Source organism: Kitasatospora sp. YST-16 (assembly GCF_026802215.1).
Lineage (GTDB): Bacteria > Actinomycetota > Actinomycetes > Streptomycetales > Streptomycetaceae > Kitasatospora > Kitasatospora cineracea.
The window spans coordinates 765,883-792,141 of record NZ_CP113837.1 but is presented as its reverse complement, the minus strand read 5'-3'; the positions used below and the strand labels follow the sequence as shown (position 1 = coordinate 792,141).

Annotated in this window: 19 protein-coding genes and 2 pseudogenes; 8 read left to right on the top strand and 13 right to left on the bottom strand. The window is 74.5% G+C overall.

From position 1 onward, the window contains the following. Window positions 1-254 precede the first annotated feature (254 nt). Window positions 255-1,550: pseudogene (locus OU787_RS34760) on the bottom strand (heavy metal translocating P-type ATPase); the annotation flags it as partial. A gap of 106 nt (window positions 1,551-1,656) precedes the next feature. Between OU787_RS34760 and OU787_RS03660 the strand changes: the two are divergent. After that, window positions 1,657-2,088: an ArsR/SmtB family transcription factor gene (locus OU787_RS03660; protein WP_268658525.1), complete on the top strand. Its 432-nt coding sequence runs from the start codon at window positions 1,657-1,659 to the stop codon at window positions 2,086-2,088. 33 nt (window positions 2,089-2,121) lie between these two features. Here the strand turns inward: OU787_RS03660 and OU787_RS03655 are convergent, their stop codons facing one another. The 3 genes from OU787_RS03655 to OU787_RS03645 all read right to left on the bottom strand — a co-directional run bounded on the left by OU787_RS03655 (window position 2,122) and on the right by OU787_RS03645 (window position 5,129). Further along, window positions 2,122-3,387 carry an APC family permease gene (locus tag OU787_RS03655; RefSeq protein WP_268658524.1) on the bottom strand — a complete coding sequence of 422 codons (1,266 nt, stop codon included), beginning with the start codon at window positions 3,385-3,387 and terminating at the stop codon, window positions 2,122-2,124. Between the two features lie 184 nt (window positions 3,388-3,571). Next, a complete protein-coding gene (locus tag OU787_RS03650; RefSeq protein ID WP_268658523.1) occupies window positions 3,572-4,723 on the bottom strand; it encodes a hypothetical protein in 1,152 nt (383 codons plus the stop codon). Between the two features lie 67 nt (window positions 4,724-4,790). Next, window positions 4,791-5,129, bottom strand: a complete 339-nt coding sequence (locus OU787_RS03645) for a hypothetical protein (protein WP_268658522.1) — start codon at window positions 5,127-5,129, stop codon at window positions 4,791-4,793. Between the two features lie 424 nt (window positions 5,130-5,553). Here OU787_RS03645 and OU787_RS03640 point away from each other — a divergent pair, with 424 nt between their 5' ends. Next, window positions 5,554-6,798 (top strand): S53 family peptidase, encoded by a 1,245-nt coding sequence (locus OU787_RS03640; RefSeq protein WP_268658521.1) that lies wholly within the window; start codon window positions 5,554-5,556, stop codon window positions 6,796-6,798. Window positions 6,799-6,861: 63 nt separating this feature from the next. Here OU787_RS03640 and OU787_RS03635 read toward each other — a convergent pair whose 3' ends face one another. Next, entirely contained in the window at window positions 6,862-7,710 is an 849-nt protein-coding gene (locus tag OU787_RS03635) for an NmrA family NAD(P)-binding protein (protein WP_030463400.1), read from the bottom strand. 86 nt (window positions 7,711-7,796) lie between these two features. Here OU787_RS03635 and OU787_RS03630 point away from each other — a divergent pair, with 86 nt between their 5' ends. Continuing rightward, window positions 7,797-8,513: a TetR/AcrR family transcriptional regulator gene (locus OU787_RS03630; protein WP_268658520.1), complete on the top strand. Its 717-nt coding sequence runs from the start codon at window positions 7,797-7,799 to the stop codon at window positions 8,511-8,513. A 224-nt stretch (window positions 8,514-8,737) separates the two neighbouring features. After that, window positions 8,738-9,505: an NPP1 family protein gene (locus tag OU787_RS03625; RefSeq protein ID WP_268658519.1), complete on the top strand. Its 768-nt coding sequence runs from the start codon at window positions 8,738-8,740 to the stop codon at window positions 9,503-9,505. 103 nt (window positions 9,506-9,608) lie between these two features. On the opposite strand, the gene OU787_RS34755 is transcribed toward OU787_RS03625, so the two are convergent. Continuing rightward, window positions 9,609-13,052 carry a discoidin domain-containing protein gene (locus tag OU787_RS34755; protein ID WP_442788419.1) on the bottom strand — a complete coding sequence of 1,148 codons (3,444 nt, stop codon included), beginning with the start codon at window positions 13,050-13,052 and terminating at the stop codon, window positions 9,609-9,611. Window positions 13,053-13,131: 79 nt separating this feature from the next. Further along, window positions 13,132-14,913: a discoidin domain-containing protein gene (locus tag OU787_RS03610; protein ID WP_268658518.1), complete on the bottom strand. Its 1,782-nt coding sequence runs from the start codon at window positions 14,911-14,913 to the stop codon at window positions 13,132-13,134. 552 nt (window positions 14,914-15,465) lie between these two features. Between OU787_RS03610 and OU787_RS03605 the strand changes: the two genes are divergently transcribed. Together OU787_RS03605 and OU787_RS03600 are read left to right on the top strand one after the other, a co-directional pair. Next, entirely contained in the window at window positions 15,466-16,689 is a 1,224-nt protein-coding gene (locus OU787_RS03605) for an MFS transporter (protein ID WP_442788621.1), read from the top strand. A 333-nt stretch (window positions 16,690-17,022) separates the two neighbouring features. Further along, window positions 17,023-17,463: an SMI1/KNR4 family protein gene (locus OU787_RS03600; RefSeq protein ID WP_268658516.1), complete on the top strand. Its 441-nt coding sequence runs from the start codon at window positions 17,023-17,025 to the stop codon at window positions 17,461-17,463. 19 nt (window positions 17,464-17,482) lie between these two features. On the opposite strand, the gene OU787_RS03595 is transcribed toward OU787_RS03600, so the two are convergent. The 4 genes from OU787_RS03595 to OU787_RS03580 form a co-directional block, all read right to left on the bottom strand. Then, window positions 17,483-17,989, bottom strand: coding sequence for a nucleotidyltransferase domain-containing protein (locus OU787_RS03595; protein ID WP_268658515.1), 507 nt, complete (start codon window positions 17,987-17,989; stop codon window positions 17,483-17,485). Window positions 17,990-18,069: 80 nt separating this feature from the next. Beyond that, the gene (locus tag OU787_RS03590; protein WP_268658514.1) at window positions 18,070-18,657 is read right to left on the bottom strand and encodes a signal peptidase II; all 588 of its coding nucleotides are present in this window, start codon (window positions 18,655-18,657) and stop codon (window positions 18,070-18,072) included. A gap of 189 nt (window positions 18,658-18,846) precedes the next feature. Continuing rightward, window positions 18,847-19,311, bottom strand: a complete 465-nt coding sequence (locus tag OU787_RS03585; protein WP_268658513.1) for a hypothetical protein — start codon at window positions 19,309-19,311, stop codon at window positions 18,847-18,849. A gap of 144 nt (window positions 19,312-19,455) precedes the next feature. Continuing rightward, window positions 19,456-21,564 (bottom strand): cellulose binding domain-containing protein, encoded by a 2,109-nt coding sequence (locus tag OU787_RS03580; protein WP_268658512.1) that lies wholly within the window; start codon window positions 21,562-21,564, stop codon window positions 19,456-19,458. Between the two features lie 567 nt (window positions 21,565-22,131). Here OU787_RS03580 and OU787_RS03575 point away from each other — a divergent pair. Further along, a pseudogene (locus OU787_RS03575) lies at window positions 22,132-23,321 on the top strand (IS110 family transposase). Between the two features lie 8 nt (window positions 23,322-23,329). On the opposite strand, the gene thpR reads toward OU787_RS03575, so the two are convergent. Together thpR and OU787_RS03565 are read right to left on the bottom strand one after the other, a co-directional pair. Beyond that, entirely contained in the window at window positions 23,330-23,917 is a 588-nt protein-coding gene (gene thpR, locus OU787_RS03570; RefSeq protein WP_268658511.1) for an RNA 2',3'-cyclic phosphodiesterase, read from the bottom strand. 58 nt (window positions 23,918-23,975) lie between these two features. Then, a complete protein-coding gene (locus OU787_RS03565) occupies window positions 23,976-24,524 on the bottom strand; it encodes a hypothetical protein (RefSeq protein WP_268658510.1) in 549 nt (182 codons plus the stop codon). Window positions 24,525-25,048: 524 nt separating this feature from the next. Between OU787_RS03565 and OU787_RS03560 the strand changes: the two genes are divergently transcribed. Then, on the top strand, window positions 25,049-26,233 hold the full coding sequence (locus tag OU787_RS03560; RefSeq protein WP_268658509.1) for an ATP-binding protein: 1,185 nt from the start codon (window positions 25,049-25,051) through the stop codon (window positions 26,231-26,233). Window positions 26,234-26,259: the final 26 nt, after the last annotated feature.

Genomic DNA, 26,259 nt, shown 5'->3' with positions numbered 1-26,259 from the left:
GGGCGGTCACGGGGGCGGCGGTCCGGGCGTCGGCCGGAGGGTGGTGGGGTCGGCGGTGCCGAGGGGTGTGCGGGGGTGCCGGGGGTGGAGGTGCGGGCCGGGGCCGGGGCGGCGATGGCGCGGGCGGTGGTCGGATCGGTGGCCGGGTCGGTGGCAGAGTCGGCGGCAGAGCCGGTGGTCGGGGGAGTGGCCCGCCCGGCGGCCGGGGCGGCGGTGTCGAGCAGGTGGGCGGTGCCGGGCAGACGGGCGGTGTCGAGCAGGTGGGCGGGGGCGCCGACGGCGACGGTGCGGCCCGCGACGGTGGCGGTGACGCCGACGCCGGGGGTGGAGGCGAAGTCCGCGGCCGGGACGAGGGCGAGGCCGCGGGCCCGGGCGGCGTCGACGACGGCGCGGGCCAGCGGGTGCTCGCTGGGGTGCTCGGCGGCGGCGGCCAGCGCCAGCAGCCCGTCCTCGTCCAACCCGGCGCCCGCCAGTGGGCGGACGTCGGTGACGCGCGGGGTGCCCTCGGTGAGGGTGCCGGTCTTGTCGAGTGCGACGGCGTCGACCTGGCCCAGGCGCTCCATCACCACCGCGGACTTCACCAGCACGCCGTGCCGCCCGGCGTTGGCGATCGCGGACAGCAGCGGCGGCATGGTCGCCAGGACGACGGCGCACGGCGAGGCCACGATCATGAACGTCATCGCGCGCAGCAGCGAGTCGGTGAACGCCGCGCCGACCAGCAGCGGGACCGCGAAGACCGCGAGCGTCGCGGCCACCATGCCCAGCGAGTACCGCTGTTCGACCTTCTCGATGAACAGCTGGGTGGGCGCCTTGGTCTCCGACGCCTCCTCGACCAGCTGCACGATCCGGGCGATCACCGAGTCCGAGGCGTCCCGCTCGACCTTCACCCGCAGCGCGCCGGTGCCGTTCAGCGTTCCGGCGAACACCTCGTCACCGGTCCGCTTGGCGACCGGCAGCGGCTCGCCGGTGATGCTCGCCTGGTCGACCTCGCTCACCCCGTCCAGCACCCGGCCGTCCGCGCCGATCCGCTCGCCCGGCCGCACCAGGACCAGGTCACCGACCGCCAGTTCCCCGGTCGGCACGCCCTCTTCGGTGCCGTCGTCCAGCAGCCGGGTCGCCACGGCGGGCGCCAGGTCGAGCAGGCCGCGCACCGAGTCCGCGGTGCGGGCGGTGGCGAGCGCCTCCAGCGCGCCGGAGGTGGCGAAGATGACGATCAGCAGCGCGCCGTCCATCACCTGGCCGACCGCCGCCGCGCCCAGCGCCGCGACGATCATCAGCAGGTCGACGTCGAGGGTCTTCTCGCGCAGCGCCTGGAGCCCGGCCCAGCCGGGCTCCCAGCCGCCGGCCGCGTAGGCGAGCGCGTACAGCGGGCCCCACGACCAGGCCGGGGCGCCGGCCAGTTGCAGCGGCAGCGCCAGCAGGAACAGCACCAGCGCGGCGGCGGCCCAGCGGGCCTCCGGCAGGGCGAGCACCCGGGTGCGCCGCCGGGGCGCGGCGGCGGCCGCCGCGGGCGCCTCGGCGGGGCGGGCGAGCAGGGTGGAGGAAGGCATGGCGGACAGGACCCTTCGCGCAGGCCGCGGGGCGGTGGGGGCGGACACTGCCGACGATACAGGAACACATGAACACCCATTCATTCGTCGTCTGTAGTATTGCCGCATGGGTCATGGAGCCGCCCCCGCCAAGAACGCCGTCCCGCGCATCAGCCTGGACGCGGACAACGCCGCCCGGGTGGCCACCACCCTCCAGGCCCTCGCCACCCCGTCCCGGCTGCTGATCCTCGCCCGCCTGCGCGAAGGCCCCTGCGCCGCCACCGAACTCGCCCACGAGGTCGGCATGGAGCAGTCCGCCTGCTCCCACCAGCTCCGCCTGCTGCGCAACCTCGGCCTGGTCGTCGGGCAGCGGCAGGGCCGCTCTGTCGTCTACGCCCTGTACGACAACCACGTCGCCGAACTCCTCGACCAGGCCGTCTACCACACCGAGCACCTCCGGCTCGGCCTCAGCGACGCCGCGGACGGCGACGGGGACGGCGACGGCGACGGCGGCAGTGGTGCGGACGGCGGCGGGACCGACCGTCCCGCTGCCCGGTAGCGGCCGGTCGACCACCCCCGGCAGCCCGGGCGTTCAGCCGCGCGCCGACACCTTCCGCACCCCGTAGGCGGCGGCGCCCAGCGCGAGCACGGCCGCGCCCCACAGCACCGAGGCGGCCGGCAGGGCGAAGGCCAGTACGGCGCACCCGGCGGCGCCGAGGACGGGCACGGCCCGGGGCGGGCGGCCCTCGGCGGGGGTGAGGGTCCAGGCGGCGGCGTTGGCGACGGCGTAGTAGGCGAGGACGCCGAAGGACGAGAAGCCGATCGCCCCGCGCACGTCCGCAGTGGCCGCCAGCACGGCGACGACGGCGCCGACGGCGAGTTCGGCCCGGTGCGGGACCCCGAAGCGCGGGTGGACGGCGGCCAGGACGTGCGGCAGGTGGCGGTCGCGGGCCATCGCCAGGGTGGTGCGCGAGACGCCGAGGATCAGCGCGAGCAGCGAGCCGAGCGCCGCGACCGCCGCGCCGGCCCGTACCACCGGGGCTAGGCCCGGCACCCCGGCGGCGCGCACGGCGTCGGCCAACGGCGCGGCGCTGCGGGCGAGTTGGTCGGGGCCGAGGACGGCGAGGACGGCGAGCGCGACGGCGGCGTAGACGACCAGGGTGATGCCGAGCGCGGTCGGGATCGCCCGGGGGATGGTGCGCTGCGGGTCGCGGACCTCCTCGCCCAGGGTGGCGATCCGCGCGTACCCGGCGAAGGCGAAGAACAGGAACCCGGCGGCCTGGAGCACGCCGTGCCACCCGGCGTCGGCGCCGATCCTCCAGTGGCCGGTGTCGACGGCCGAGCCGGTCAGGCAGGCGGTGACCACGGCGGCGAGCACTGCCAGGACCACCGCGACGATCGCCCTCGTGAGCCGGGCGGCCTTCTGCACGCCGACGTAGTTCACCGCCGTCAGCGCGACCACCGCCGCGACCGCCACCGCGTGCGCCCGGGCGGGCCACACGTAGGAACCGACGGTGAGGGCCATCGCCGCGCACGAGGCGGTCTTGCCGACCACGAATCCCCAGCCCGCCAGGTAGCCCCAGAAGTCGCCGAGGCGCTCGCGGCCGTAGACGTAGGTGCCGCCGGACTGCGGGTAGCGGGCCGCGAGGCGGGCGGAGGAGGTGGCGTTGCAGTAGGCGACCACCGCGGCCAGCGCCAGACCGAGCAGCAGCCCCGACCCGCCGGCGGCCGCGGCGGGGGCGAGCGCGGCGAAGACGCCCGCGCCGATCATCGAGCCGAGCCCGATCACCACCGCGTCGAACACCCCCAGGTGCCGCTCCAGCTCCCCCGGCCCGGCCGCTGCCGCCGACCTCCCCATTGTCCCGTCCTCCCGGTGACGCGCTCCGATACCGGCGCACGATATCCGAGCCCGGTGGCGGCCCGGTGAACACCCGGGGCCGCCGACCGCCGCCGACCGCCGCCGACCGCCGCCGACCGCCGCCGACTGGCACCGACGAGGGGAGGGGCGGGGCCGGCCGGGGCCGGTGATGGTGGGGGAGGGGTCAGGAGTGCAGGGCGGCGTCGGTGTTCTTCGCCCGCCGTTCGGGCGGCAGCGGCTGGGCGCCCGACCGCAGGACGGCCTCGGCGCGGGCCGCGTGGAACGCCTCGACCGGGTCGCCCCGGTCCGCCCACACCTGGGCGCCGCACCAGCGGCCGAGGAGCCGGAACTGCTCCAGCGCCTCCGCGTGCATCCCGGCCCCGCCCAGTCGGTGGGCCAGCAGGTGGCGCAGACCCGGGACCCGCTCGTCCTCGGGCCGGGCGGCGGACAGGGCCCGGGCGGCGGCCGCCAGCCGGGCGTTCGCGGCGGGGCCGGTCGGGAGCCCGGCGCCGCGCTCCTCCAGTTCGGACAGCGCGTGCAGGTAGATGCCCGCGAGCAGGCTGTGCGGCGGGGCGCCGTCCATGGCCTGCTCGGCGAACCGCATCATCTTCCCGTTGGTGCCGTACCACTTGGCGCACCAGTACTGCATGCCCTGCCAGTGGCCCTCGTAGTGGTGCGGGGCGCGGGCCACCAGGCCCTCCCACAGCGGCCGGAAGCGGTCGGGCTGGTACCGGGCGCCGCGCGCGGCCGTCACCAGCACCACCCACGGCGCCGGGTTCCCGGGGTCGAGCAGCGCGGCCCGGTGGGCGGCCTCGATCGCGGCGGGCAGCAGCGCGTGGAAGCGGGCCATGTTCTCGGCCGGTACTTCGTTCGCGTACCCGCGGCCCCGGATCGCCCAGGCCCGGTGGACCATCAGGTCGGCCTCCAGGGCGGCCGCGTCGCAGTCGCCCGGGTCGGCCTCCCGCCAGGCGGTCAGCCACCCGTCGTCCTGCCGGGCGATCGCGCGCAGCAGTTCGAAGCGCGACCAGCGCTCGTCCCAGTCGTGCCCGGCCGCGGCGACGTGCGTCGCGGCCGGGCGCCAGTCGCCCTGCCAGGCGGCGTCGGCGACGGCCTGCGACCGCCGGCGGTCCCGTTCCGGCGCGGGCGGACCCGGGCGCCGCGGGTCGAGCGCCTCGCGCGGCACCAGCCCGTACGCGGCGGCGTCGAAGGACACCGGCGCGCGGAGCGCCGGCTCCTTCGCGGTGCGTTCGGCCGGGGCGGCGGCGCGCTTGCTCCGCAGGTTGCTTATCAGGACGGCGACCAGGATCGGGACCGCCAGGACCAGGAGATGTGTCACGGCCGGAGATCATCTCGACCGCCGCCCGGAATGGCAACGGGAAATCCGCCCCGACCGCGAGGCGGGGTCAGTGGCGGCGGATCCGGCGGATGATCAGCCACAGCAGGACGGCGCCCACCACGACGACCAGGAGCACCACCAGCAGGGCGCCGATCAGGCCGCCCTTGGACTTCTTCTTTTTCTTCGCCTTGCTCTTCGCCAACTGGTTGGTGGCCTGGGCCCGTTGGCCGGCCGGCGCCTGGGCCTGCGGGCCGCCCGCGGTCGGCGTGGTGGCGGCGGGTGCCTGCTGGACGGCCGCGACCGGGGCGGTGCGGGGTGCGGCGGCGGCTGCCGGGCCGGTGGTCAGGGCGGTGCCGCCGACGGCCAGGGTCAGGGCGAGCAGGGCTCCTGCGAGTCGTGTTCTCATCCGGGTCACCTCGTTCTCGGCCGGGCCCCCGTGGCCGGCGTCGGCCCACTGTGACAGGCGGCGGCGGGGCGGCGACAGGGGCGCGGGAGGTCCCGTTCCCGGACTGTGACGGTGTAACAGGCCCGGGGGCGTCCGGTGGCGGCCGGGAAGCGGAGGCAAACGTTCCCCAGGCGAAGGGGAGTCGACCGACCAAGCGTCAGGGGGCTTGGGTAAAGGGCGGGTTCGGATCCGGGCCGACTCCTTGTTGGGCATGTGCATGCCCCCCTACCGTCGAACGCCAGTCCGACCTTTCCCGGACCCCCGGCCGAACGGCGGCCCCGAACCCCGCCGCAGAGCCCTGCCCAGCCGTGTCGGCGGACACCATCCGCTCGCGCGGCGAGGCATGCACCGCTTCCGGTCACCCCAGCCAAGGAGGCACCTCCGCATGCGCACTTCCCCCGCAGCCCGCCGTACGACCCTCGCCGTCGCGGGCACCGCCGCCCTGCTCCTGTCCGCCTTCACGGCCGTCGCCCCGGCGGGCGCGGCCACCGCCCCGCAGGCGGACGCCCGGGGCGGCACGTCCTGGGTCAGGGCGTGCGACACCCTCGCCCACGGCGACACCATGGCCTGCCACGCGCTGCGCGTGACCAGCACGGTGGAGGGGGTCCGGCAGTTCGGCGTCACCCCGAACGCCACCCCGTCCGGCTACGGGCCCGCCGACCTGCTGAGCGCCTACAAGCTGCCCGCCAACGGCGGCGCCGGGATGACCGTCGCCATCGTGGACGCCTACAACGACCCGAACGCCGAGTCGGACATGGCGGTCTACCGCTCCCAGTACGGGCTGCCCGCCTGCACCAAGGCCAGCGGCTGCTTCAAGCAGGTCAACCAGAGCGGCGGCAGCAGCCTCCCGGCGAACAACTCCGGCTGGGCCGGGGAGATCTCGCTCGACCTCGACATGGTCTCCGCGATCGCGCCGAACGCCCACATCGTCCTGGTCGAGGCGAGCAGCGCGACCATGGCCAACCTCGGCACCTCGGTGAACACCGCGGTCAGCCTGGGCGCCAAGTTCGTCTCCAACAGCTACGGCGGCGGCGAGTCCTCCGCCGACACCTCCTACGACTCCTCGTACTTCAACCACCCGGGCGTCGCCATCACCGTCTCCTCCGGCGACTCCGCGTACGGCGCCCAGTACCCGGCCGCCTCCAAGTACGTCACCTCGGTCGGCGGCACCGCGCTCAAGCGGGCCTCGAACACCCGCGGCTGGTCGGAGAGCGTCTGGCTGACCAACTCCACCGAGGGCACCGGCTCCGGCTGCTCCAAGTACGACGCGAAGCCGACCTGGCAGAAGGACACCGGCTGCAGCAAGCGCACCATCGCCGACGTCTCGGCCGTCGCCGACCCGGCCACCGGCGTCGCCGTCTACCAGACCTACGGCGGCAGCGGCTGGGCGGTCTACGGCGGCACCAGCGCCGCGGCCCCGATCATCGCCGGCGTCTACGCCCTGGGCGGCGCGCCGTCCAGCGGTTCCAGCCCGGCCTCCTTCCCCTACGCCCACACCTCCTCCCTCTTCGACGTGACCTCCGGGTCGAACGGCTCCTGCTCGCCGTCCTACCTGTGCACCGCCGGCACCGGCTACGACGGCCCGACCGGCCTCGGCACCCCCAACGGCACCACCGCGTTCAAGGGCTGACGCCCCGCCGGCCCCGTCCGCAGGCCGCCACCCCCACCGAGGGGGTGGCGGCCCGGTGCGTTTTCAGGCGGCGGCGAGCAGGTCGCGGACGGTGCGCGGGGCGCGGGGGAGCAGGGCGGGCAGCAGCGGGTCGGTGCCGGCGAAGCGGCCCTGGGCGGCGGCCAGGTAGATGCCGAGGGTGAAGCGGGCCATGAACTCCGGTGTGCCCTGGGCGACTTGACCGGCCACCCAGTCCTCGGGGTCGACCGTGACGCAGCGGACGGGGCGGCCGGAGAGCTCGCCGGCGAGCTCGGCGACCTGCTGGAAGGTGGGGGCCTCGGGGGCGGTGAGGGTGACCGGGCCGTCGTGGGCGCCGGGGTCGGCGAGCACGGCGGCGGCGGCCTCGGCGGAGTCCGCGCGGGCGGTCCAGGAGACCGGGCCGTCGGCGGGGACGGTGATGGTGCCGGTCTCCCGCCAGGGTCCGAGCAGCCAGGCCAGGCTGTGGGCGTAGAAGCCGTTGCGCAGCGCGGTCCAGGGGACGCCGGAGCCGGCGAGCAGGAGTTCGGTCGCGGCGTGGTCGCGGGCGGGCTTGAACGCGCTGTCGGGGTGGGCGCCCTGGTGGCTGGTGTAGAGGATGCGGCCGACGCCGGCCGCCGCGGCGGCGTCGATCGCGGTGCGGTGCAGGGCGACGGCGTCCGCGCCCGGGTCGCTGGCGGAGACCAGCAGCAGCTGGTCGGCGCCCTCGAAGGCGCCGGGCAGGGAGGCCGGGTCGGCGTAGTCGCCGCGGCGGACCTCGACGCCGAGGTCGGCGAACCGCCGGGCCCGGGCGGGCTCGCGGACGGCGACCGCGATCTCGCCGGCGGGGAGGCGTTCCAGCAGGTGGTCGACGGTGGCGCCGTTCAGCGCGCCGGTGGCCCCGGTGATGACGATCATGATCCACTCCTGTTGTTATCGGTGGTTCTGTTTTTACGTTAGCACTGGAAATTCATCGATAACAAACATGAGATACCATTGGAAACGTGAACGATGCCGGTCCCCGCCCCCCGCAGACCTCGCGCGACGCCGTGCGCACCCGGCTGGTCGAGGTCGCCGCCCAACTCCTCGCCGCCGAGGGCCCCGACGCGGTCACCACCCGCTCGGTGGCGCTCGCCGCGGGCGTCCAGGCGCCCACCATCTACCGCCTCTTCGGCGACAAGGACGGCCTGCTGCAGGCCGTCGCCGAACACGGCTACGCCGTCTACACGGCGCGCAAGCCCCCGGTCGACGCGGACGACGACCCGGTGCGCGGCCTGCGCGCCGGCTGGGACCTGCACATCGGCTTCGGACTGGTCAACCCGGCCCTGTTCCGGCTGATGCACACCATGGCGCCGGGCCCGGACGGGCGGTCCGCCGCCGACGCCGGGGTGCGGATACTGCGGCAGCGGGTCGCCCGGGTCGCCCGGGCCGGACGGCTGAAGGTCCCCGAACGGCGCGCCGTCGACCTGATCCGGGCGGCCGGCACCGGCGTCGTCCTCACCTTGATCGACCAGCCCGAGGCGGACCGCGACACCACCCTGTCCGACCTGGCCTGGGAGGCCGTCCGGGCCGCCGTCCTGGCCGACCCCCAGGAGCTCGCCCTCTCCGTCCCGGCCACCGCCGCGGTGACCCTGCGCGCCGCCCTGCCTGCGATCGAGGGGTTCACCCCGCACGAGAGCGCCCTGTTCGGCGACTGGCTGGAGCGCGTCGCCGGTACCTGAGCGTCGCCGGAGCCCGAGCGCCTCCGGTACCTGAGTGCCTCCGGAGCCCGAGTGTCGACGTTGCCGTCCCGTCGGGGGGCGGTGCCCGGGTCCTGTCTTATTTCACGCCTTGTCGGAAGTGGGCGCCGCCTCTAGATTCGCGGTGCCCGCACCCGCGCTGACTGCCCATCAGCCCGCCCGGCGCGGGCCCCCGTACCCGATCCGACGGCCGATCAGGAGTCATCATGCGCAAGCCGAGTTCCCCGGCCCGGGCCCTGCTCGGGCTGGCCGCCGCGACGGCGCTCGTCGTGGCCCTCCCGACCCCGGCCGGGGCGAGCGTGCTGACCCGGCTGCCGCAGAACGCCCCGGGGCTGGACCAGACCTTCTCCCCGGCGTACGACTACGACAAGGACGGCTGCTACGCCACCGCCGCGATCGGCGCCGACGGCACGATCAACCCGGGGCTCAAGCTCGGCGGCGACGTCAACGGCCACTGCCACGACTACGCCCAGCTCGCCGACTCCAACACCTACTCGCGCACCAAGTGCAACAACGGCTGGTGCGCCCTGATGTACGCCAGCTACTTCGAGAAGGACCAGGCCACCCTCGGCCCGGCCGCGATCGGGCACCGGCACGACTGGGAGCACGTGCTGGTGTGGGTGCACGACGACCAGGTGCAGTACGTGTCGGTCTCCCAGCACAGCGGCTACCAGGTCGCCGCCCGGTCGGCGATCCGCTTCGACGGCACCCACCCGAAGATCGTCTACCACAAGGACGGCGTCTCCACCCACGACTTCCGGTTCGCCAACGCCAACGACGAACCGGCCGAGAACGCCACCGGCAACTGGTTCTACCCGCGCCTGGTCGGCTGGGACGGCTACCCCGCCGGCTACCGCGACAAGCTGCTGTCGGCGGACTTCGGCGCCGCCACCATCAAGATCGGCGACGGCGCCTTCGCGTACGCGCTGGCGCACGCGATGCCCGCGGGCATCCCGTTCGACCCCAACGCCTGACCCTGCGGCCGGGAGTACCGGAGCCGGGAGCGCCGGAGTCGGGAGCACCGGAGCCGGGGGCGCCCGCGGGCGCCCCCGGCCGTGCGGCGGGGGTGGCCCCCGGTCAGTCCATCGCGTTCGCCACGACGGTGGCCGGGTTGGCGAGGCTGCCGGTCAGTGGCAGGTGCCGGGAGCTGTCGCCGACCAGGATCTGGTAACTGCCCGCCGTGGCGGTCCAGTTGCCGCTGCCGGTGTCCCAGTGCGCCAGGTCGTGCGCCGTCACGGTGAAGCTGACGGTGCCGGACGCGCCGGGGTTCAGGGTGATCCGCTGGAAGCCCTTGAGCTGGTGCGGGGGCTCCCCGGTGTCGGCGGGGGCGCCGACGTACAGCTGGGCGACCTCGGTGCCGACCCGGCTGCCGGTGTTGGTGACGGTCGCGGTGACGGTGGCCGTGCCGCCGCTGAGCGGGCCGACCTGGAGGCCGGAGAAGGCGAAGGTGGTGTAGGACAGGCCGTGGCCGAACGGGAAGAGCGGGGTGAGGTTGTTGGAGTCGTACCAGCGGTAGCCGATCTTCAGGCCCTCGGAGTACTGCACGGTGCCGCCGGTGCCGGGCCACTGGGCGGGGGTGTTCGCCGGGACCTGGGAGAGCGCGGCGGGGAAGGTGATCGGCAGGTGCCCGGACGGGTTGACGTCGCCGAACAGCAGCGCGGCGATGGCCTCGCCGAACTCCTGGCCCTGGTAGAAGCCCTCGAAGACGCCCGCGACCTGGTTCAGCCAGGGCATCATGACCGCCGAGTTGTTGCTGAGCACCACGATGGTGTTCGGGTTGGCCGCGGCCACCGCCGAGATCAGCGCGTCCTGGTTGCCGGGCAGGTCGAGGGTGGCGGTGTCGGCGGTCTCGTGGCCGTAGTTGTCGGCGGCGAAGACGATCGCCACGTTCGAGGACCTGGCGAGGGCGACCGCCGCGGCCTGGTCGGTGCCGTCGTCGTAGGCGACGGTGGTGCCGGTGCCCGCGGTGCGCTGCTGGAGGCCGTACAGCGGGGTGTAGGTGCCGGAGCTGGTGGCGTTGCCGCTGCCGCCGCCGGAGGTGAGCGTGCCGGGGCCGGCCTGGGTGCCGATCACGGCGATCGAGCGGCCGGCGTTGGCGTCGAGCGGCAGCAGGCCGTTGTTCTTGAGCAGCACGGTGCCCTCCTCGGCGCCGCGCAGGGCGACCGCGCGGTGGGCGGGGGTGGCGACGATGGCGGTCTTGGAGCCGCTGGGCGCCTTGTCGAACAGGCCGAAGCGGAACATCTGGGTCAGCACCCGGGAGACCATGGTGTCGAAGGTCGCCTGGCTCACCCGGCCGTCGGCGACGGCCTGCAGCAGCGGGGCGGCGAAGAAGCCGTTGAACGGCATCTCGACCGTCTCGCCCGCGTTGGCGGACGGCACGGTGGAGTGGATGCCGCCCCAGTCCGAGGTGATGAACCCCTGGAAGCCCGCCTGCTGGTACATCGCGACGTTCTCCAGCGCCGGGTTCTGGCAGGAGTACTCGCCGTTGACCATGCTGTAGCCGCACATCAGCGCCGCCGCGCCGCCCTTCTCGATCGCGGTCTGGAAGGCCGGCAGGTAGATCTCCTGCAGGGTGCGGGCGTCGACGATCTCGTTGCCGGGCGCCGAGGGCTGCTCGACGTTGTACGCGGCGACGTGCTTGACCTCGGCCATCACGCCCTGGCTCTGCATGCCCTGGACGTCCGCACTGGCGATCTGCCCGCTCAGGTACGGGTCCTCGCCGAAGGTCTCGTAGGCCCGGCCCCAGCGCGGGTCGCGCACCATGTTGATGGTCGGGCCGAGCGAGACGTGCACGCCCTTGCCGGCGAACTCCTGGCCGACCGCGACGCCGAACTCGTGCACGTAGTCCGGGTCGAAGGTGGCCGCGGACACCTCCCCGTCCGGGAACTGGGTGACGCCGCCGAGGCCGTCGCCGACGCCGCTCGGGCCGTCCTCCAGGTTGAGGTCGGGGATGCACAGCTCGGGCTGCCCGGCGATCTGCCCGATGTAGACGTCGGAGCCGTCGCCGTACAGCATCTTGTCCTTCTGCTCCTGGGTCATCGCGCCCATCAGCTGGGCGACCCGGGTGGCGACCGGCACGTCCGGCCGGTTCAGCCACGGGCAGCTGCCCGGGGCGGGCTTCGGCGCGGGCGGCGGGATGGTGACGGCCTTGTCGCCGACGGTGCGCACGGCCAGCTCCCAGAGCGAGACGCCGTACCCGGTGGCCCGGGCGGTGGTGTACAGCCGCAGGTAGCGGCCGGTGCCGGTGACGTCGACCTTCTGGGTGCCGCCGGTGCCGGTGGTGGTGGAGTAGACACTCGTCCACTTGGCGTTGTCGTCGGACAGCTCGATCCGGAACCCGGTGGCATAGGCGTTCTCCCACTGCAGCACCACCTGGCAGACCGGCAGGCTCCCGCCGAGGTCGACCACGATCCACTGCGGGTCGCCGACCGCGCTCGACCAGCGGGTCAGCGTGCTGCCGTCGGTCGCGTAGAACGCGTCGTACGCCGGGTCGGCGTCCTGGGTGGAGGAGCCGGTGGCGGGGTGCCCGAGCGCCGCGTTGACGGTGCCGCAACTCCCGTTCCCACCAGGGGAAGTGGGCGTGGGTGTCGGAGTGGGTGTCGGGGTGCTGCCGCCCCCGCCGGTGAAGACCTGGAACTCCCAGAGCGAGTAGCCGTACTGGGTGGCCCGGGCGGTGCCGTACACCCGGACGTAGCGGCCGGTGCCGGTGACGTCGAGGGTCTGGGTGCCGCCGGTGCCGGTGGTGGTGGAGTAGACACTCGTCCAGTTCGCCCCGTCGGCGGAGACCTGCACCTGGAACGCCGTGGCGTACGCGGCCTCCCAGGCCAGCGAGACCCGGCAGACCGGCAGCACCGCGCCCAGGTCGACCTGGAGCCACTGCGGGTCGGCGGCGGCGCTCGACCACCGGGTGCCGCCGTCGCCGTCCACGGCGGCCGCGGCCGGGAAGGCGGCGCTCTGCTCGGAGGAGGCGGTGACCGGCCGGTCCAGCGCGGCGTTCTGGGCGCCGCAGGCGGCGCCGCCCCCGCCCGTCCCGGCGGTGCCGTACACCTGGAACTCCCAGAGCGAGTAGCCGTACTGGGTGGTGCGGGCGGTCCCGTACATCCGCACGTAGCGGCCGCTGCCCGAGACGTTCAGCGTCTCGGTGCCGCCCGCGCCGGTGCTGGTGGAGTAGACACTCGTCCAGTTGGCGCCGTCGTTCGAGGTCTGGATCTGGTAGGACTTCGCGGCCGCGGTCTCCCAGCGCAGCACGACCTGGTCGAGCGTCGCGGCGGCGCCCAGGTCGACCTGGAGCCACTGCGGGTCGGCGGCGGCGCTGGACCAGCGGGTGCCGTTGTCGCCGTCGACGGCGGCGGAGGCGGGCGTGCCGGCGTTCTCGGCGGACGAGGCGGTCGCGGGCCGGCCCTGCGAGAGCAGCGTCGGTGCGGCCTGCGCGGCGGGCGTGCCCGCGACCAGCAGGGTGGTGAGCAGGGCCAGGACGGCGAGGGCCGCCGTCCACAGCGTGCTGACGGTGCGTCGGGGCACCGGGGCGGAGCCCGGTGGGCGTGCCGAACGTGCGTTCACGGTTCTCCTCGCGGACAGGGGGTGGGGGACGCGCCGGGGCTCAGTAGCCGACGGCGACCTCGAGCCACTGCGGGTTCGCGTGCGAGACGTACGAGGACTGGCCGGCGTAGTCGTCGTACGGGAAGCCGTACGCCAGGCCGTCGATCGCGCGGTCGTGCCAGAACTCGGCGTAGTAGTTGGCCGGGCCCGCCGCGTAGTACTTCGTCGGGTCGGACCACTGCGACTGCGGCAGCGTGGCGACGTGCCGGTTCAGCGCCGAGCACATGCCCGGGTCGGCGGCCATGCTGCCCGCGCAGCCGAAGATGTTCGAGGTGGACTCGTTGACGCCGACCGAACTCGCGTACGCCGTGAAGTAGTCGGCGTTCACCCCGCCGGTCCGGAAGCTCGGGTCGCTGCCCGGCGCGATGATCCGGTACGGGGCCTCGGTCTGCGCCAGCACCTTGAACTCCTGCGGCACGGCGTCCTGGAAGTCCTGGAACAGCTGCGCCCGGCTCTCGTCGAACACCGACCGGGCGTCACCGACCTGCACGTCGTAGCCGTCGGCGGCGTGCAGCCGCATCGCCAGCGGCAGCGCCCAGGCGTCCACCCGGGTGGTGTTGCCGTTGAAGACGTCCGGGCCGACGGTGAACTCGATGAAGTCGGCGTACTTGCTGGTCGGCGAACCGAGGGAGAAGTACATCCGGCCGGAGGAGTTGGCGGGCATGTCGAGGTACGGCTGCTCGGCGATCGAGTGCACCTGGCCGTTGAAGCTCCAGTACACCTGGCTGTCCGGATAGGCGCCGTTGGTGCGGTTCAGCACCTTCACCGTCAGCACGTTCTTCGCGGCCGGAATGCCGCCGGTGTCGCCCCAGAACGGGTCGGCGGGCGGCGTGCTGCTCGAACTCGGACTGGGGGAGGGCGAGTTGCTGCCGTCCACGGTGGTGAAGACCTGGAACTCCCAGAGCGAGTAGCCGTACGCGGTGGTGCGGGCGGTGCCGTACATCCGCACGTAGCGGCCGGTGCCGGAGACGTCGAGGGTCTGGGTGCCGCCGGTGCCGGTGGTGGTGGAGTAGACACTCGTCCAGTTGGCGCCGTCGTCCGAGGTCTGGATCTGGTACGCCTTCGCGGCCGCGGTCTCCCACTGCAACTGGACCCGGCAGACGGTCCGGCTGGAGCCGAGGTCGACCTGCAGCCACTGCGGGTCGCCGAACGCGCTGGACCAGCGGGTGCCGGCGTTGCCGTCGACGGCGGCCGAGGCGGGCGTCCCGGCGTTCTCGGCGGACGAGGCGGTGGCCGGGCGGCCCTGCGCGGCGTTCGACGTCCCGCAGCTGCTCGGCGCGGCGCCGTAGACCTGGAACTCCCAGAGCGAGTAGCCGTACTGGGTGGCGCGCTGGGTGCCGTACACCCGGACGTAGCGGCCGGTGCCGGTGACGTCGAGGGTCTGGGTGCCGCCGGTGCCGGTGGTGGTGGAGTAGACACTCGTCCAGTTGGCGCCGTCGTCCGAGGTCTGGATCTGGTACGCCTTCGCGTACGCGGCCTCCCACTGCAGGACGACCTGACCGACCGTCCGGCTGGAGCCGAGGTCGACCTGCAGCCACTGCGGGTCGGCGGCGGCGCTGGACCAGCGGGTGCCGGGGTCGCCGTCGACGGCGGCGGAGGCGGGCGTGCCGGCGTTCTCGGTGGACGAGGCGGTGGCGGGCCGACCCTGCGAGAGCAGCGCCCCGGCGGCGTGGGCGGTCGGTGCCGGGGCCAGGGCGAGCAGCAGGCTCGCCAGCAGGGCGGTGACGGCGAGGAGGGCGCACAGCGGCGCCCTCCAGCGGAGGTGGGGACGTGGCGCGAACATCTGACGGCTCCTCGGGTGCGCGTGCAGGTGGGGGAACGGGGTGTGCGGTCGCGCAGCGAGAGAGAGGGGAGCGCTGAGAGCGCTCTCTCGCCCCAGCAGTGTGATGACCTGGCAGAATTCATGTCAAGCGGGAGAGCGCTCTCCCATTTCGGCGCTCGCCGCCGCCCCCGAACCGGCACGTCGGAGCGGGGGCGGCCCCGCACCGGAAGCCGGGGTTCCGCCCCGCGCGGAGGGGCGGGCCGGGGCGCGGCTAGGGTGCGTGGGTACGCCAACCATCCCGGCCGGGCCGCCCCGCCCGGTTCCGGCCCTTCCTTCGTTCGTTCCGCCCTTTGTTCCGTTCCGGAGGCCCGCGTCCCGATGGAGTCCCGCCCGGCACCCCGCGTCCGCCAACAGCCCCGCGTCCGCCCGGCGTTCAGCGTGCGCCCGGCGTTCAGCATCCGTCCGAAGGCACGCGTCCGCCGGGAGCACCCTGAGCCCCCGGTCCGCCCGGAGCGCCCGGAGCGCCCGGAGCGCCCGGTCCGCCCGGAGCGCCCGGTCCGTCCGGAGCGTCGGCTGCCGGACCCGGCGGTCCGCCGGCACCGCCGGGCCCTGCAACTGTGCTTCGGGATACCCGGGTTCGCGCTCGCCACCTGGGTCACCCGGACCCCCGACGTCCGCGACCGGCTCGACGCCTCCACCGCCGAGATGGGCCTGGTGCTCTTCGGGATGTCGATCGGCTCGATGCTCGGCATCCTGGTGGCCGGTGCCCTGGTGGCCCGGTTCTCCACCCGGCCCGTCGTCATCACCGGCATGGCTCTGGTGCTGGCCAGTTCGGGCACCACGGCGCTCGGCGCGGCCCGCTCCTCCGCGCCGCTGGTCGCCTTCGGCCTGCTGCTGATCGGCGCGGGCATGGGCCTGTCGGAAGTCGCCAGCAACGTCGACGGCGCCGACGTGGAACGCGCGTACGGCCGCCCCGTCCTGCCCGCCCTGCACGGCTGCTACAGCCTGGGCACCCTGCTCGGCGCCGCCCTCGGCGCGGGCGGCGCGGCGATCGGACTCCCCGTCCCCTGGCACCTGGCCGCCGTCCTGCTCCTGACGTCCGCCCTGTTCGTCCTCGCCCTCCCGGGCCTACGGCCCGGCCTCGGCCGCGCCACCGTCGATCCCGCCGCCCCGGCGCCGGCAGGACGGCGGCCCGCCCTCGACCCGCGACTGCTGATGATCGGCGGCGTGGTGTTCGCCATGACGCTGGCCGAGGGCGCCGCCACCGACTGGCTGCCGCTGCTGATGGTCGACGGCCACGACATGCCGGCCAGCCTCGGCTCGCTGGTCTACGCCGGGTTCGCCGCCGCCATGGCCGCCGGACGCTTCGCCGGCGGCCCCGCCGTCGCCCGGTTCGGCCGGCCCGTGATGCTCGGCAGCGGCGCACTGCTCACCGCCATCGGCATCGCCCTGGTCTCCTTCGCCGACTCCCCGACCGCCGCGGGCTGCGCCGTCCTGCTCTGGGGCCTCGGTACCTCCCTCGGCTTCCCGCTGGCGCTCTCCGCCGCCGGCGAATCCGGCCCCGACACCACCGCCCGGATCACCTTCACCTCCCGGATCGGCTACGTCGCCCTGCTCGCGGGCCCCCCGTCCCTCGGCTTCCTCGGCGACCACCGCGGCCTGCGCACCGCCATGCTCCCGGTCCTCCTCCTCACCCTCGCCGCCGCCACCCTCTCCCCGGCCACTGGACCCCGCCCCACCCCGACCCCGACTCCGACCCCGACTCGGACTCCGGCTCCGGCTCCCGACGAAGCCTGAACGCCGCTGCACAAGGCGGTTCCGGGCCACCCCGGTCCGGTGCGATCCGGGCCGACCTCTTCTTGATCCGCGAGCCTCCGAGCCCGGGCACGGAGCGGGGCCCCTGGGACGCGCCGGTGTCATGAACGGCTACCGAGGCAGCGGGCCAAGAGCCCCGAGGCCAGGGCGCCGAGTGCCCCTCATACGCTCGTGACCTGCGAAAACAGCCAAGATCAGGAGAGCAGGTTGCAGACGACGTCGGTAACGGCCGCCGCTCGACCCGTCGGTTCGCCGCCGGAGCACGCATCCGAGTCCTCGGCCCGCCGCGTCGGACGTGTGAGGCAGGATGGCGCCATGAGCCAGCAGATCTTGCCCCCGTCGGAGTCGTGGCGCCGGATCGATGCCTGGCTGGCGGTGCATTCGGCTTCCGGCCTCGCGGTGCTCAACCCGCCGGCGACAGCGGACGAGGTCCGGGACGCGGAACGGGTCCTCGGCATCCAACTGCCCGGCGACCTCGCCGAGTCCCTGCGTTGCCACAACGGGCTGAGCACTTGGGTGACTCTCCTCCCCGAGCAGTCCCCACTGCCGGTGAGCGGAATCGTGGACCGCTGGCAGACCCGCATGGACGTCGCGACCGAGAACGACGGCCTGACCGCCCGCCCGTGGGACGACGAACCCTGGTGGCACCCTCTCCGGGTGCCCTGGGCCGAGAGCGCCGACGGCGTGGCACAGGTGATCGACCAGTTGAACGGTCAGCCACTGCGGCCGGCCCCGATCGGACTCGGACTGTCCTGACGGGCGGAACAACGGCCTTTCACGGCGAAGGTGTGTAATCGGGGGGAAGCTCCACTCCCGTGCCGGCGTGCAGCCGTTCCATGTCCTGGCGGTCCTTGGCCGTGGCTTCGTAGCCGAGGTGGCACCGCACCTGCGTTGCCGCGTCGACACACAGCACCTGGCGTCCGCCGATGGTCCCGGTCACCGGAGCCGGGTAGTGGAACCGTCCACCGTCCGGGAGGAGTTGCTGTCCGCCTTCGCGGGCGGACCCGAGCACGGGGTGCAGGTCGATCTCCCGGCCGGCACTGTCCGTGACGGCCAGCGCGGTGGGAAGCCAGTCCCGCAGGACCTCGGTGAACCCGGCTTCGAACAGAGCGTCCCGCACCACGTCGAGCTGGTCCGACAGGACGACCAGATCGAGATCCGAATGGATGCGGGTGGTCTCCCCGATCAGGGCATCCACGCCCCAGCCGCCGTCCACCCAGGCCGCCGCCCCCGCGCTCTTGAGCAGGTCCAGCACTTCGAGTACATCGGATTCGTTCAGCACCGGGGCACTCTGGCAGCGCAGACGGTCTGCCGCTACCGGGATTCGTGACGGCCCGGGGCACGGTCGTCCGGACCGGTCGGTCAGGACTCGGTCGGGGCGGCGGCGGGGGCAGGGGCGGGGGCGGTGCTCATGGGGGTGTTGCGGAAGGAGAGGAGGACGGCGAGGGCGCAGCCGCAGGTGAGGGACCAGTCGGCGAGGTTCATCACGCTGAAGTCGTTGACGGCGATGAAGTCGACGACGGCTCCCTGGAGGTGGCCGGGGGAGCGGAAGAGGCGGTCCGTCAGGTTGCCGAGGGCGCCGCCGAGCAGGAGGCCGAGGGCGATCGCCCAGGGGGTGCTGGCCAGGCGGCGGGAGAGGCGGACGACGGTGACGGAGACGGCGGTGGCGATCAGGGTGAAGACGATGGTGGTGGTCTCGCCGATGCCGAGCGCGGCGCCGGAGTTGCGCTGGGCCTGCAGCACCAGCCAGTCGCCGATCAGGTGGACGGGCGCGCGGCCCTCGAGTCCGGCGACCACCGCGATCTTGCTGGCCAGGTCGAGGGCGTACGCGGTGGCGGTGACCGCCCAGAGCAGCAGCAGGACGCGCCGGGGCGCGGGGGAGGCGGGAGGTGCGGGAGGTGCGGGGGATGCGGGAGGTGCGGGGGTGTCCGCCGGGTCGCTGGCTGTCATGTCCGGTCTGCTCTCCTCGGGTTCCTGGCCCCCGCCGGGCTGCGGGTGGTTCTCTCCTGGGAGGAAGGTATCCGGGGCGCTCCGGGCCCGGCCGCCCGGCCCCGGGCGGGAACCGGTGCGGCGAGGCGGCGAGGCGGCGGTGCGGCAGGGCGGCGGGGCGGCCGAGCCCCGGAGCGCGGGCCGCGGGGGTCAGGACTCCGGCTGGCTGACGGTCAGGCCCCAGTGGACGTCCGGGGTGGAGGTCTGGACGCCGACGTAGAAGGAGCGGCCCTGTTCGGGCGTGACGGTGGTGGTGGCGGTGGTGGTCGTGCCGGGGAGGCAGGGGGTGGTGAAGGTGACGGGGGTGGGGTCGCCGTACTGGGCGGTGAAGGTGACGCGGGCCTCGGCGGGGGCGTCCGTGGTGAGGCAGGCGAGGGTGACGGTGACGGGGAGGCCGGCGGGGTTGGCGCCGCCGGTGACGGCGCCGCCGTCGCCGATCCACTCGGGGATCCAGATCAGGCCGTCGGGGCCCGGGTAAGGGATGACCTGGCCGGTGCCCGGGGTGCCGTGGGCGGTGGCGGCGGGGGAGGGCGAGTCGGCGGAGGCCGTGGTGACGGCGGTGGCGGTGAGCACGGCGGCGGCAGCGGCGGTCGCGGCGAGACGGGTGCGCTTCATGGTGGTGTTCCCCCTCGGTGGCGCCGGGAGCGGGCTCCCGGCGTGACGGCTTCCAGACGTGTGCGAACAGTATCGTTCGGCACGGACACCGGCACCTGAGTACGGGTACTCAGGTGCCGGAGCGGAACGCCGTTGCGGGGAAGGTCAGCTGACGGTGCGGCAGACCGTGCCGTTCAGGCGGAACACCGTCGGGGACGGGTTGGCGCCGTTGTTGGCGCCGACGAAGCCGAACTCGGCGGAGCTGCCGCCGTTCGGCGCCAGGTGGGCGTTGTACTGGCCGTTGGTGACCCGGACGTGCTGGCCGGTGGAGGTGATGTCGGCGTTCCACCAGGAGCTGACGGACTGTCCGGTGGAGGGCCAGTCGAAGTCCACGGTCCAGCCGTTCAGGTCCGCCGGGCCGAGGTTGTTCACCACCACGTCGGCCACGAAGCCGTTGCCCCAGCCGCTGGTCACCTGGTACGAGACGGTGCAGGTGCTGGTGGCGGGGGTGCCGGTGGTGAAGGTGAGCGGGACGGAGGGCCGGGAGAGGTGGCCGGCCTGGTCGCGGGCCAGCACGTTGACGGTGTGCCGGGAGCCCGGCGGCAGGTTGTAGAGGGTGGCCGAGGTGCCGGTGGACGAGCCGAGCAACTGGACGGTGGTGCCCAGCTGTTCGTAGACCTCGTAGCGGTCCACGGCGCCGGTCGCGGCCGGCCAGCTCAGGGTGGCGGTGGCGGCGTCCACGGCGGTGGTGCGCGGGGTGCCGGGGGCGCCGACGGTGGCGGCGGCGGAGCCGGTGCCGGCCGCGGGGTGCACGGTCAGCACGGTGAGCGAGTACGGGGCGAGGGTCGCCGAGGTGGCGGTGGCGGTGCCGGTGGCGTCGACCAGGCCGGTGTCACCGGGTGCCCAGCGCTGCACCGCGGGGGCGGCGGTCCCGGCGGTGAAGCCCAGGTAGCGCAGGTCCACGGTGCGGGCGGCGGTGGCGTTCTTGTTCAGCAGCAGCACGCTGAGGTCGCCGTCGGCGCGCAGCACCGCGTGCGAGGAGACCTCGGGGCCGGAGGCGGCGGAGGCCACCATGGTGTCGCCCGGGTCGCTGAGCGCGCCGAGCGCCTTGATGCCGTAGTACGGCGCGAACGGGGTGTTCACGGCCGGTTCGCAGACGCTGCCGTTGCAGGCGCCGCTGGACAGCATGCCCATGTCGCCGTAGTCGGTCTCGTCGCCGACGGTGGTGATCGGGCCGACGCCGTTGTGGGTGTCCCACCAGTCGACGGTGAAGACGCCGTTCTCCAGCGCGGTGCTCATCGCCTCCGCCGCGAACAGGCCGTTCGGGCGGCTGGTGAGGGCGCCGTTGCCGGACTCGGAGTTGACCTCGGTCATGGCGATGCCGATCTTCGCCGAGTCGGCGCCCGCGTACCGGTCCAGCAGGTTGCGCACCTCGCGCAGCTCGCCGGGCAGTTGCCGGACGGCGGCCAGCGCCCCGTCGCCGCCGCCGGCGTTCGGGTACCAGTGGACGCTGACGAAGTCGACGTCGTGCGCGACGGCGGCCAGCACGGTGTGGTTCCAGTCGCCGCTGTCGCCGCCCGCGACGATGCCGTCCGGCCAGTTGCCGGGCATGGTGAGCACCGCGCCGATCTTCACCGTCGGGTCGACGGCCTTCATCGCCGCGGCGTACGCCTTGACCTCCCGGGCGTACTGGTCCGGGGTCTTGTCGGCGTGGGTGTCGTTCTCCCAGCCGCTGCCGTAGACGCCGTTGCCGTAGATCTCGTTCCCGATCTCCCAGTACTTCGCGCCGTAGCCCTTGGTGACATTGGCGTACCGGACCCAGTCCGCGGCCTCCTGGGCGGTGCCCGAGCCGTAGTTGGCGATCAGGATCGGCTGGGCGCCGGTGGCCTGCACCGTCCCCATGAACGCGTCGAAGCCGGTGCCCGGGGCGACGTAGCCGCCCGGCGCGCTGTTGTCGATCCAGTGGTAGATGTCCGCGTACGAGCCGCCCGGGTAGCGCAGCGCGCCGATCCCGGCGTCCCGGTAGAGCGAGGCGACCTGGGGGTCGTTCATGTGCGAGTCCCAGATGGCGGTGTTGGCGCCGAGCGCGGCCTGGCCGACGGTGCCCAGGCCCGCGGCGGCGTTCACCGTGACGGTGGTGTCCGCGGCGGGGGCGGGGTCCGCAGCGGCGGCGGGGGCGGACAGCGGCAGCGCCGCCGCGAGCACGGCCAGGGCGGCCGAGACCGTCGCGGCGAGCGGGCGGCGCAGCCCGGCGGATCTCCTGCGGAACAGCATGGGGGTGGTTCCTCCCGGGTGGGGCGCCGGCTCGGGGCCACGCCACGGAGGCCACCGAGCCGGACGGGGACGGGGGACGGCCGGGCGGCGTACGGTGCCGCGGCGGCCGGCGCTTGGGAGCGCTCCCATGGTGGGAAGGGGCGGCGGACCTGTCAATCCGCGGCCCGGGCCGCCGGACGTCCCCGCAGCTCCTGGGCCCGCGCGGGGCGCTGAAACGTTCGCGGAGCGGTGAACGAGGCGGCGAACGAGGTGGTGGACGGGGCGGGGTGCATGGCGGAGCACGGGGGTTGATGCCGCGTCAGTACGGGCCAGGAGGGCGGCCGGTGTCAGGCGGTCCTACGTTGTTGGTGGGTTGGACGGGCCGTCGTAAGGTCCAGAGATCCAGAGGCGCCGGGTATGGCTTTCAGGCGGTTGCACGCGATGGCTCCCATCACCTGGCCGCCCGGCGTCTCACGACGACTCGACCGCTGATTAGGAGCTGCGGGCCCCTCGGGTGCACCGCTGAGTAGGACCACGCCGGCGAGGTCGTCCGGACGAACAGCGCGCATCGAACGACCGGAGGAGCAGGTGGCCCAGATCTGGGCGGGCACGGACATCGGCAAGACCCACCACCACTGCGTGGTCCTGGATACCGGGGGCAGGAAGCTGCTCTCGCGCCGGGTCCTGAACGACGAGCCGGAACTGCTGGACCTGCTCGCCGACGTGCTGGCGCTGGACGAGGACGTTCTCTGGGCGGTCGATGTCGCCGACGGCATGGCAGCCCTGCTGGTCAACGTGCTCCTCAACCACGGCCAGCAGCTGGTCTACATACCCGGCCTGGCCGTCAACCGCGCCTCGGCCGGCTACCGGGGCATGGGCAAGACCGACGCGAAGGACGCCGTCGTCATCGCCGACCAGGCCCGGATGCGCCGGGACCTGGCCGTCATCCGGCCCGACGACGAGCACGCCGTCGAACTGCGGATCCTGACCGACCGGCGCTCCGACCTGACCGCCGACCGCACCCGCAGGATCAACCGGCTGCGCGGCCAACTCACCAGCATCTTCCCGGCGTTGGAGCGGGTCCTGGACCTGGGCAATGTCGGTCCGCTGGTCCTGCTGACCGGCTACCAGACCCCGGCCGCCCTGCGCCGGACCGGCCGCGGCCGGCTGGAGACCTGGCTGCGCAACCGCAAGGTCCGCGGCGCCGACACCCTGGCCCGGGCCGCCCTGGAGGCGGCCGAGCGCCAGCACACCAGCCTTCCCGGGAGAAGATCGCCGCGCAGGTGATCCACACCCTGGCCAAGGAGGTGATGGGCCTCAATGAGCAGATCGCCGAGATCGACAAGCTCATTGCGGCCCGGTTTCGCGACCACGACCTCGCCGAAGTGATCGCCGGCATGCCCGGCATCGGCCCGCTGCTGGGCGCCGAGTTCCTGGCCGCCACGGCCGGCGACATGAGCCGCTACGGCAGCGCCGACCGCCTCGCCAGCTTCGCCGGAGTCGCCCCGGTGCCCCGCGACTTCGGCAACATCAGCGGCAACCTGCACCGCCCCCGGCGCTATCACCGAGGCCTGCAGCGCGTCTTCTACACCTCCGCCCTCATCAGCATCCGCAGCTGCGAGGAGTCCCGCCGCTTCTACGAACGCAAGCGAGCCGAAGGCAAACGACACACCCAGGCCGTCCTCGCCCTGGCCCGACGACGCGTCAACGTCCTCTGGGCCCTCATTCGTGACGGGAAGCACTACGAGCATGCACTCCCCGTCACATCAGCTGCTTGACAACAACATTAGGAGGTGGTGGTGGTGAAGGGCCAGGACTCGATGTCCCGGTAGCGGATCGGGCCCGGGCCGCGGGCGGTGTTGCTGCCGACCAGGTGGAGGCGGGCGGTCCACCAGCTCCGGCCGGTGAAGCCGGCCAGCACGGCCGCGCTGGCCGGGACGGCGGTGGCGTCGTCGCGGCGGGCCCGGGCCAGCGTCAGGTGGGGGTGCAGCGGGCGGTCCCGGAAGCCGATGCCCTGGGCGCGCACCAGGGACCGGACCTCGTCGGCCAGCCGGTGCAGGCCCGCCAGGTCCCCGTCCACCCCGCTCCACAGCAGCCGCCCGTCGAAGTGGCCCCCGCCCCGCAGGCCCAGCCGCAGGGCGGGCTGCCCGACCGCCGTCCCGGCCAGCACCGTACGCAGCAACGGGACGGCGGTGGACGGGAGTTCACCGAGGAACGCCAGCGTGATGTGCCAGTCCTCGATCCGGTTCCAGCGCAGCCCGGGGTACGCGTCGTACGCGGGCCGCAGCGCCCGGGCCAGTTCGTCCTTGGCCTCGTCGGGCGGCGCGAGCGCCACGAAGGCGCGCAGGGCCGGGGGTTCGAGGGGATCGTCCACCAGGGATTTCTAGCACCCCGTCCGGCTCCGGCCCGCGCACCCCACCCGCCGGGGGAGGTCAGCTGCGGACGGCGGTGATGGTCAGCGGCTTCTGCGGGCGGGAGTCGGCGGGGCCGACGGTCAGGGTCAGGGTGCCGGACTCGGCCGTGTAGCGGGCCTGGATCCGGTCCGGGTACTTCTCGCGGCCCCGGTAGGTCCAGGTGAAGGCGGCCGAGGCGTCGCCCGCCACGTCGGCCGGCACGTCGGCGGCGGTGCCGCCGCCGTCGTCGACGGTGAGTTGGAGGCGCTGCCCGGCCAGCGACCAGGTGCCGGACCTGCTGGTCGGGTCCTGGTCCGGCTCGTCGACGAACTCGCCCGTCCAGGTGCCGGATTCGGTCACGGTGAGGGTGGCGTCGTGGTAGTGCGCGCCGGGGGCGGAGACCTTCCAGGTGCCAGCCGCGAACTTGCCCAGCGCGACCACGCCGATGCCCGCACCGCCCGAGCCCGGCAGGGACTTCCCGCTGCACGCGGCGAGCGCGGCGGTGACGGCGGACGCGCCGAGCAGGCGCAGCGCGGTGCGGCGGGGCAGGACGGCGGTGACGGCGCGCCAACTGGCGAGTGGTCCCAAGGGAGTTGCTCCTTGCTTCGAGGAACGGGCAGGGGGCGGGCGGCGGGACGGAGCGACCGGACAAAGCGGCCGGACGGAGCGATCGGACGGAGCGGCCGGACGGAGCGGCCGGACGGAGCAGCCGGACCGGGGCCGCATGCGCCGGTCCGGCCGCCGGCGGTGCGCGGGGCGTCCGCCCGCCCGCACCGGCCGGTTCCCTCCCCGCCGGGCCCCCGGTACCCGTCGGTGTGGTGGGGACCAGCATGGCCGCGCGCCGGGCCGGGCTGAACCCGGATTCGTCCGGGGTCCGGCCGCCGCCCGGCTGCGGCAGGATGGGGCCCGTGCCCGCCCCGCCACCGCCCGTACCGCCTGTGCCCGTACCGCCTGCGCCCATGTCCTCGCCCATGCCCTCGCCCCCCGCTGCGGCCGTGCGCGGGGCGTTGTGCGCGTTGCGCGCGTTGAGCTCGCTGCGGGGGTGGCGGCCGTGGCGGCCGTGGCCCGGTTCCGGGGGGCTGTCGACCACGGCGGCGGGGGCGGAACTCGCCGTGGTGATCGCGTTCGTGCTGATGCGGGCCGGGACGCTGCTGGAGATCCTGCCGGCCGCCCCGCGCGGGACGGCCCGGGCGACGGACCCGGTGCTGGACGGGCTGCTGATGGCCGTCGCGTTCGCGCAGTCGCTGGCCATGTGCGTGGTGGCGGTGCGCCGGCGGCAGTACCCGGCGGGCGGGTGGGCGTGGGCCGACGTGGCGGTGGCGATGGCCGTGCTGCTGGCCCAGCCCTGGTACCTGGCCCCCGAGGACTGGGTGGGCACCTGGACGGCCTGGGGTGGCGCGCTCAGCGTGAACGCGGTGTTCGGTGCGGCGATCGGCCTCCCGACCCGCGGGCAGACCGCCGCCGCGACGGCCGCGGTCGCCGCGGCGTACGCGGTGCCCGGCGTCGTCCTGTCGCACGCGCACGCCTCCACGGCGGCCAGCAACCTGATCGGCTACCTGGTGTTCGCGGTCGCCGCCCGGTCCTCCGCGACGTTCGTCCGCCGCCTGGGCCGGGACGCCGACGAGGCCCGCCGGCAGGCCGCGGTGCTGGCCGCGGAGGCCGAACGGGACCGGCACCGGCTGCTGCTGCACGACCAGATCACCATCATGCGGCTGCTGGCCGAACCCGGCCTGGAACCGGGCCTGGTGGAGGTGCTGCGCCGACAGGCGGCCGCCGGGGCGGCCCGGGTGCGGCACTTCCTGGAGCAGTCCGACGCCGACCTGACCGGCGCCTGTCCGGCCGACGGCGGTCGGGCTGACGGCGGTCGGGCCGAGGACGGTCTGCCGGTCGGGGAGCGGCCGGAGGTGATGCTGGCGGAGCTGGTGCGGCAGGCCGGGGAGGGCTTCACCGACCTGCCGATCGACTACGCCGTCGACCTGGCCGCCGACGTGCCCGTCCCGCCCGCCGTGGCCGGTCCGCTGCGGGCGGCGCTGGCGACGGTGCTGCACAACGTCCGGGCGCACGCCGCCGCCGGGCAGGTCGTGGTGCACGCCGACGCCCCGCCAGGGCTGGGCCGTTGGGAGGTCAGCGTCCGCGACGACGGCCGCGGGTTCGACCAGGACCGCCGGCCGCTCGGCTTCGGCCTGCGGGTGCAGGTGAGCCGGGCGCTGGCCGAGGTCGGCGTGGAGTCCGAGATCCGCTCCGCGCCGGGCGCGGGGACGGTCGTCCTGCTGCGCGGCAGGCCGGCCGAGCGGTGAGCGCCGACCGGCGGGCAGTCAACCAT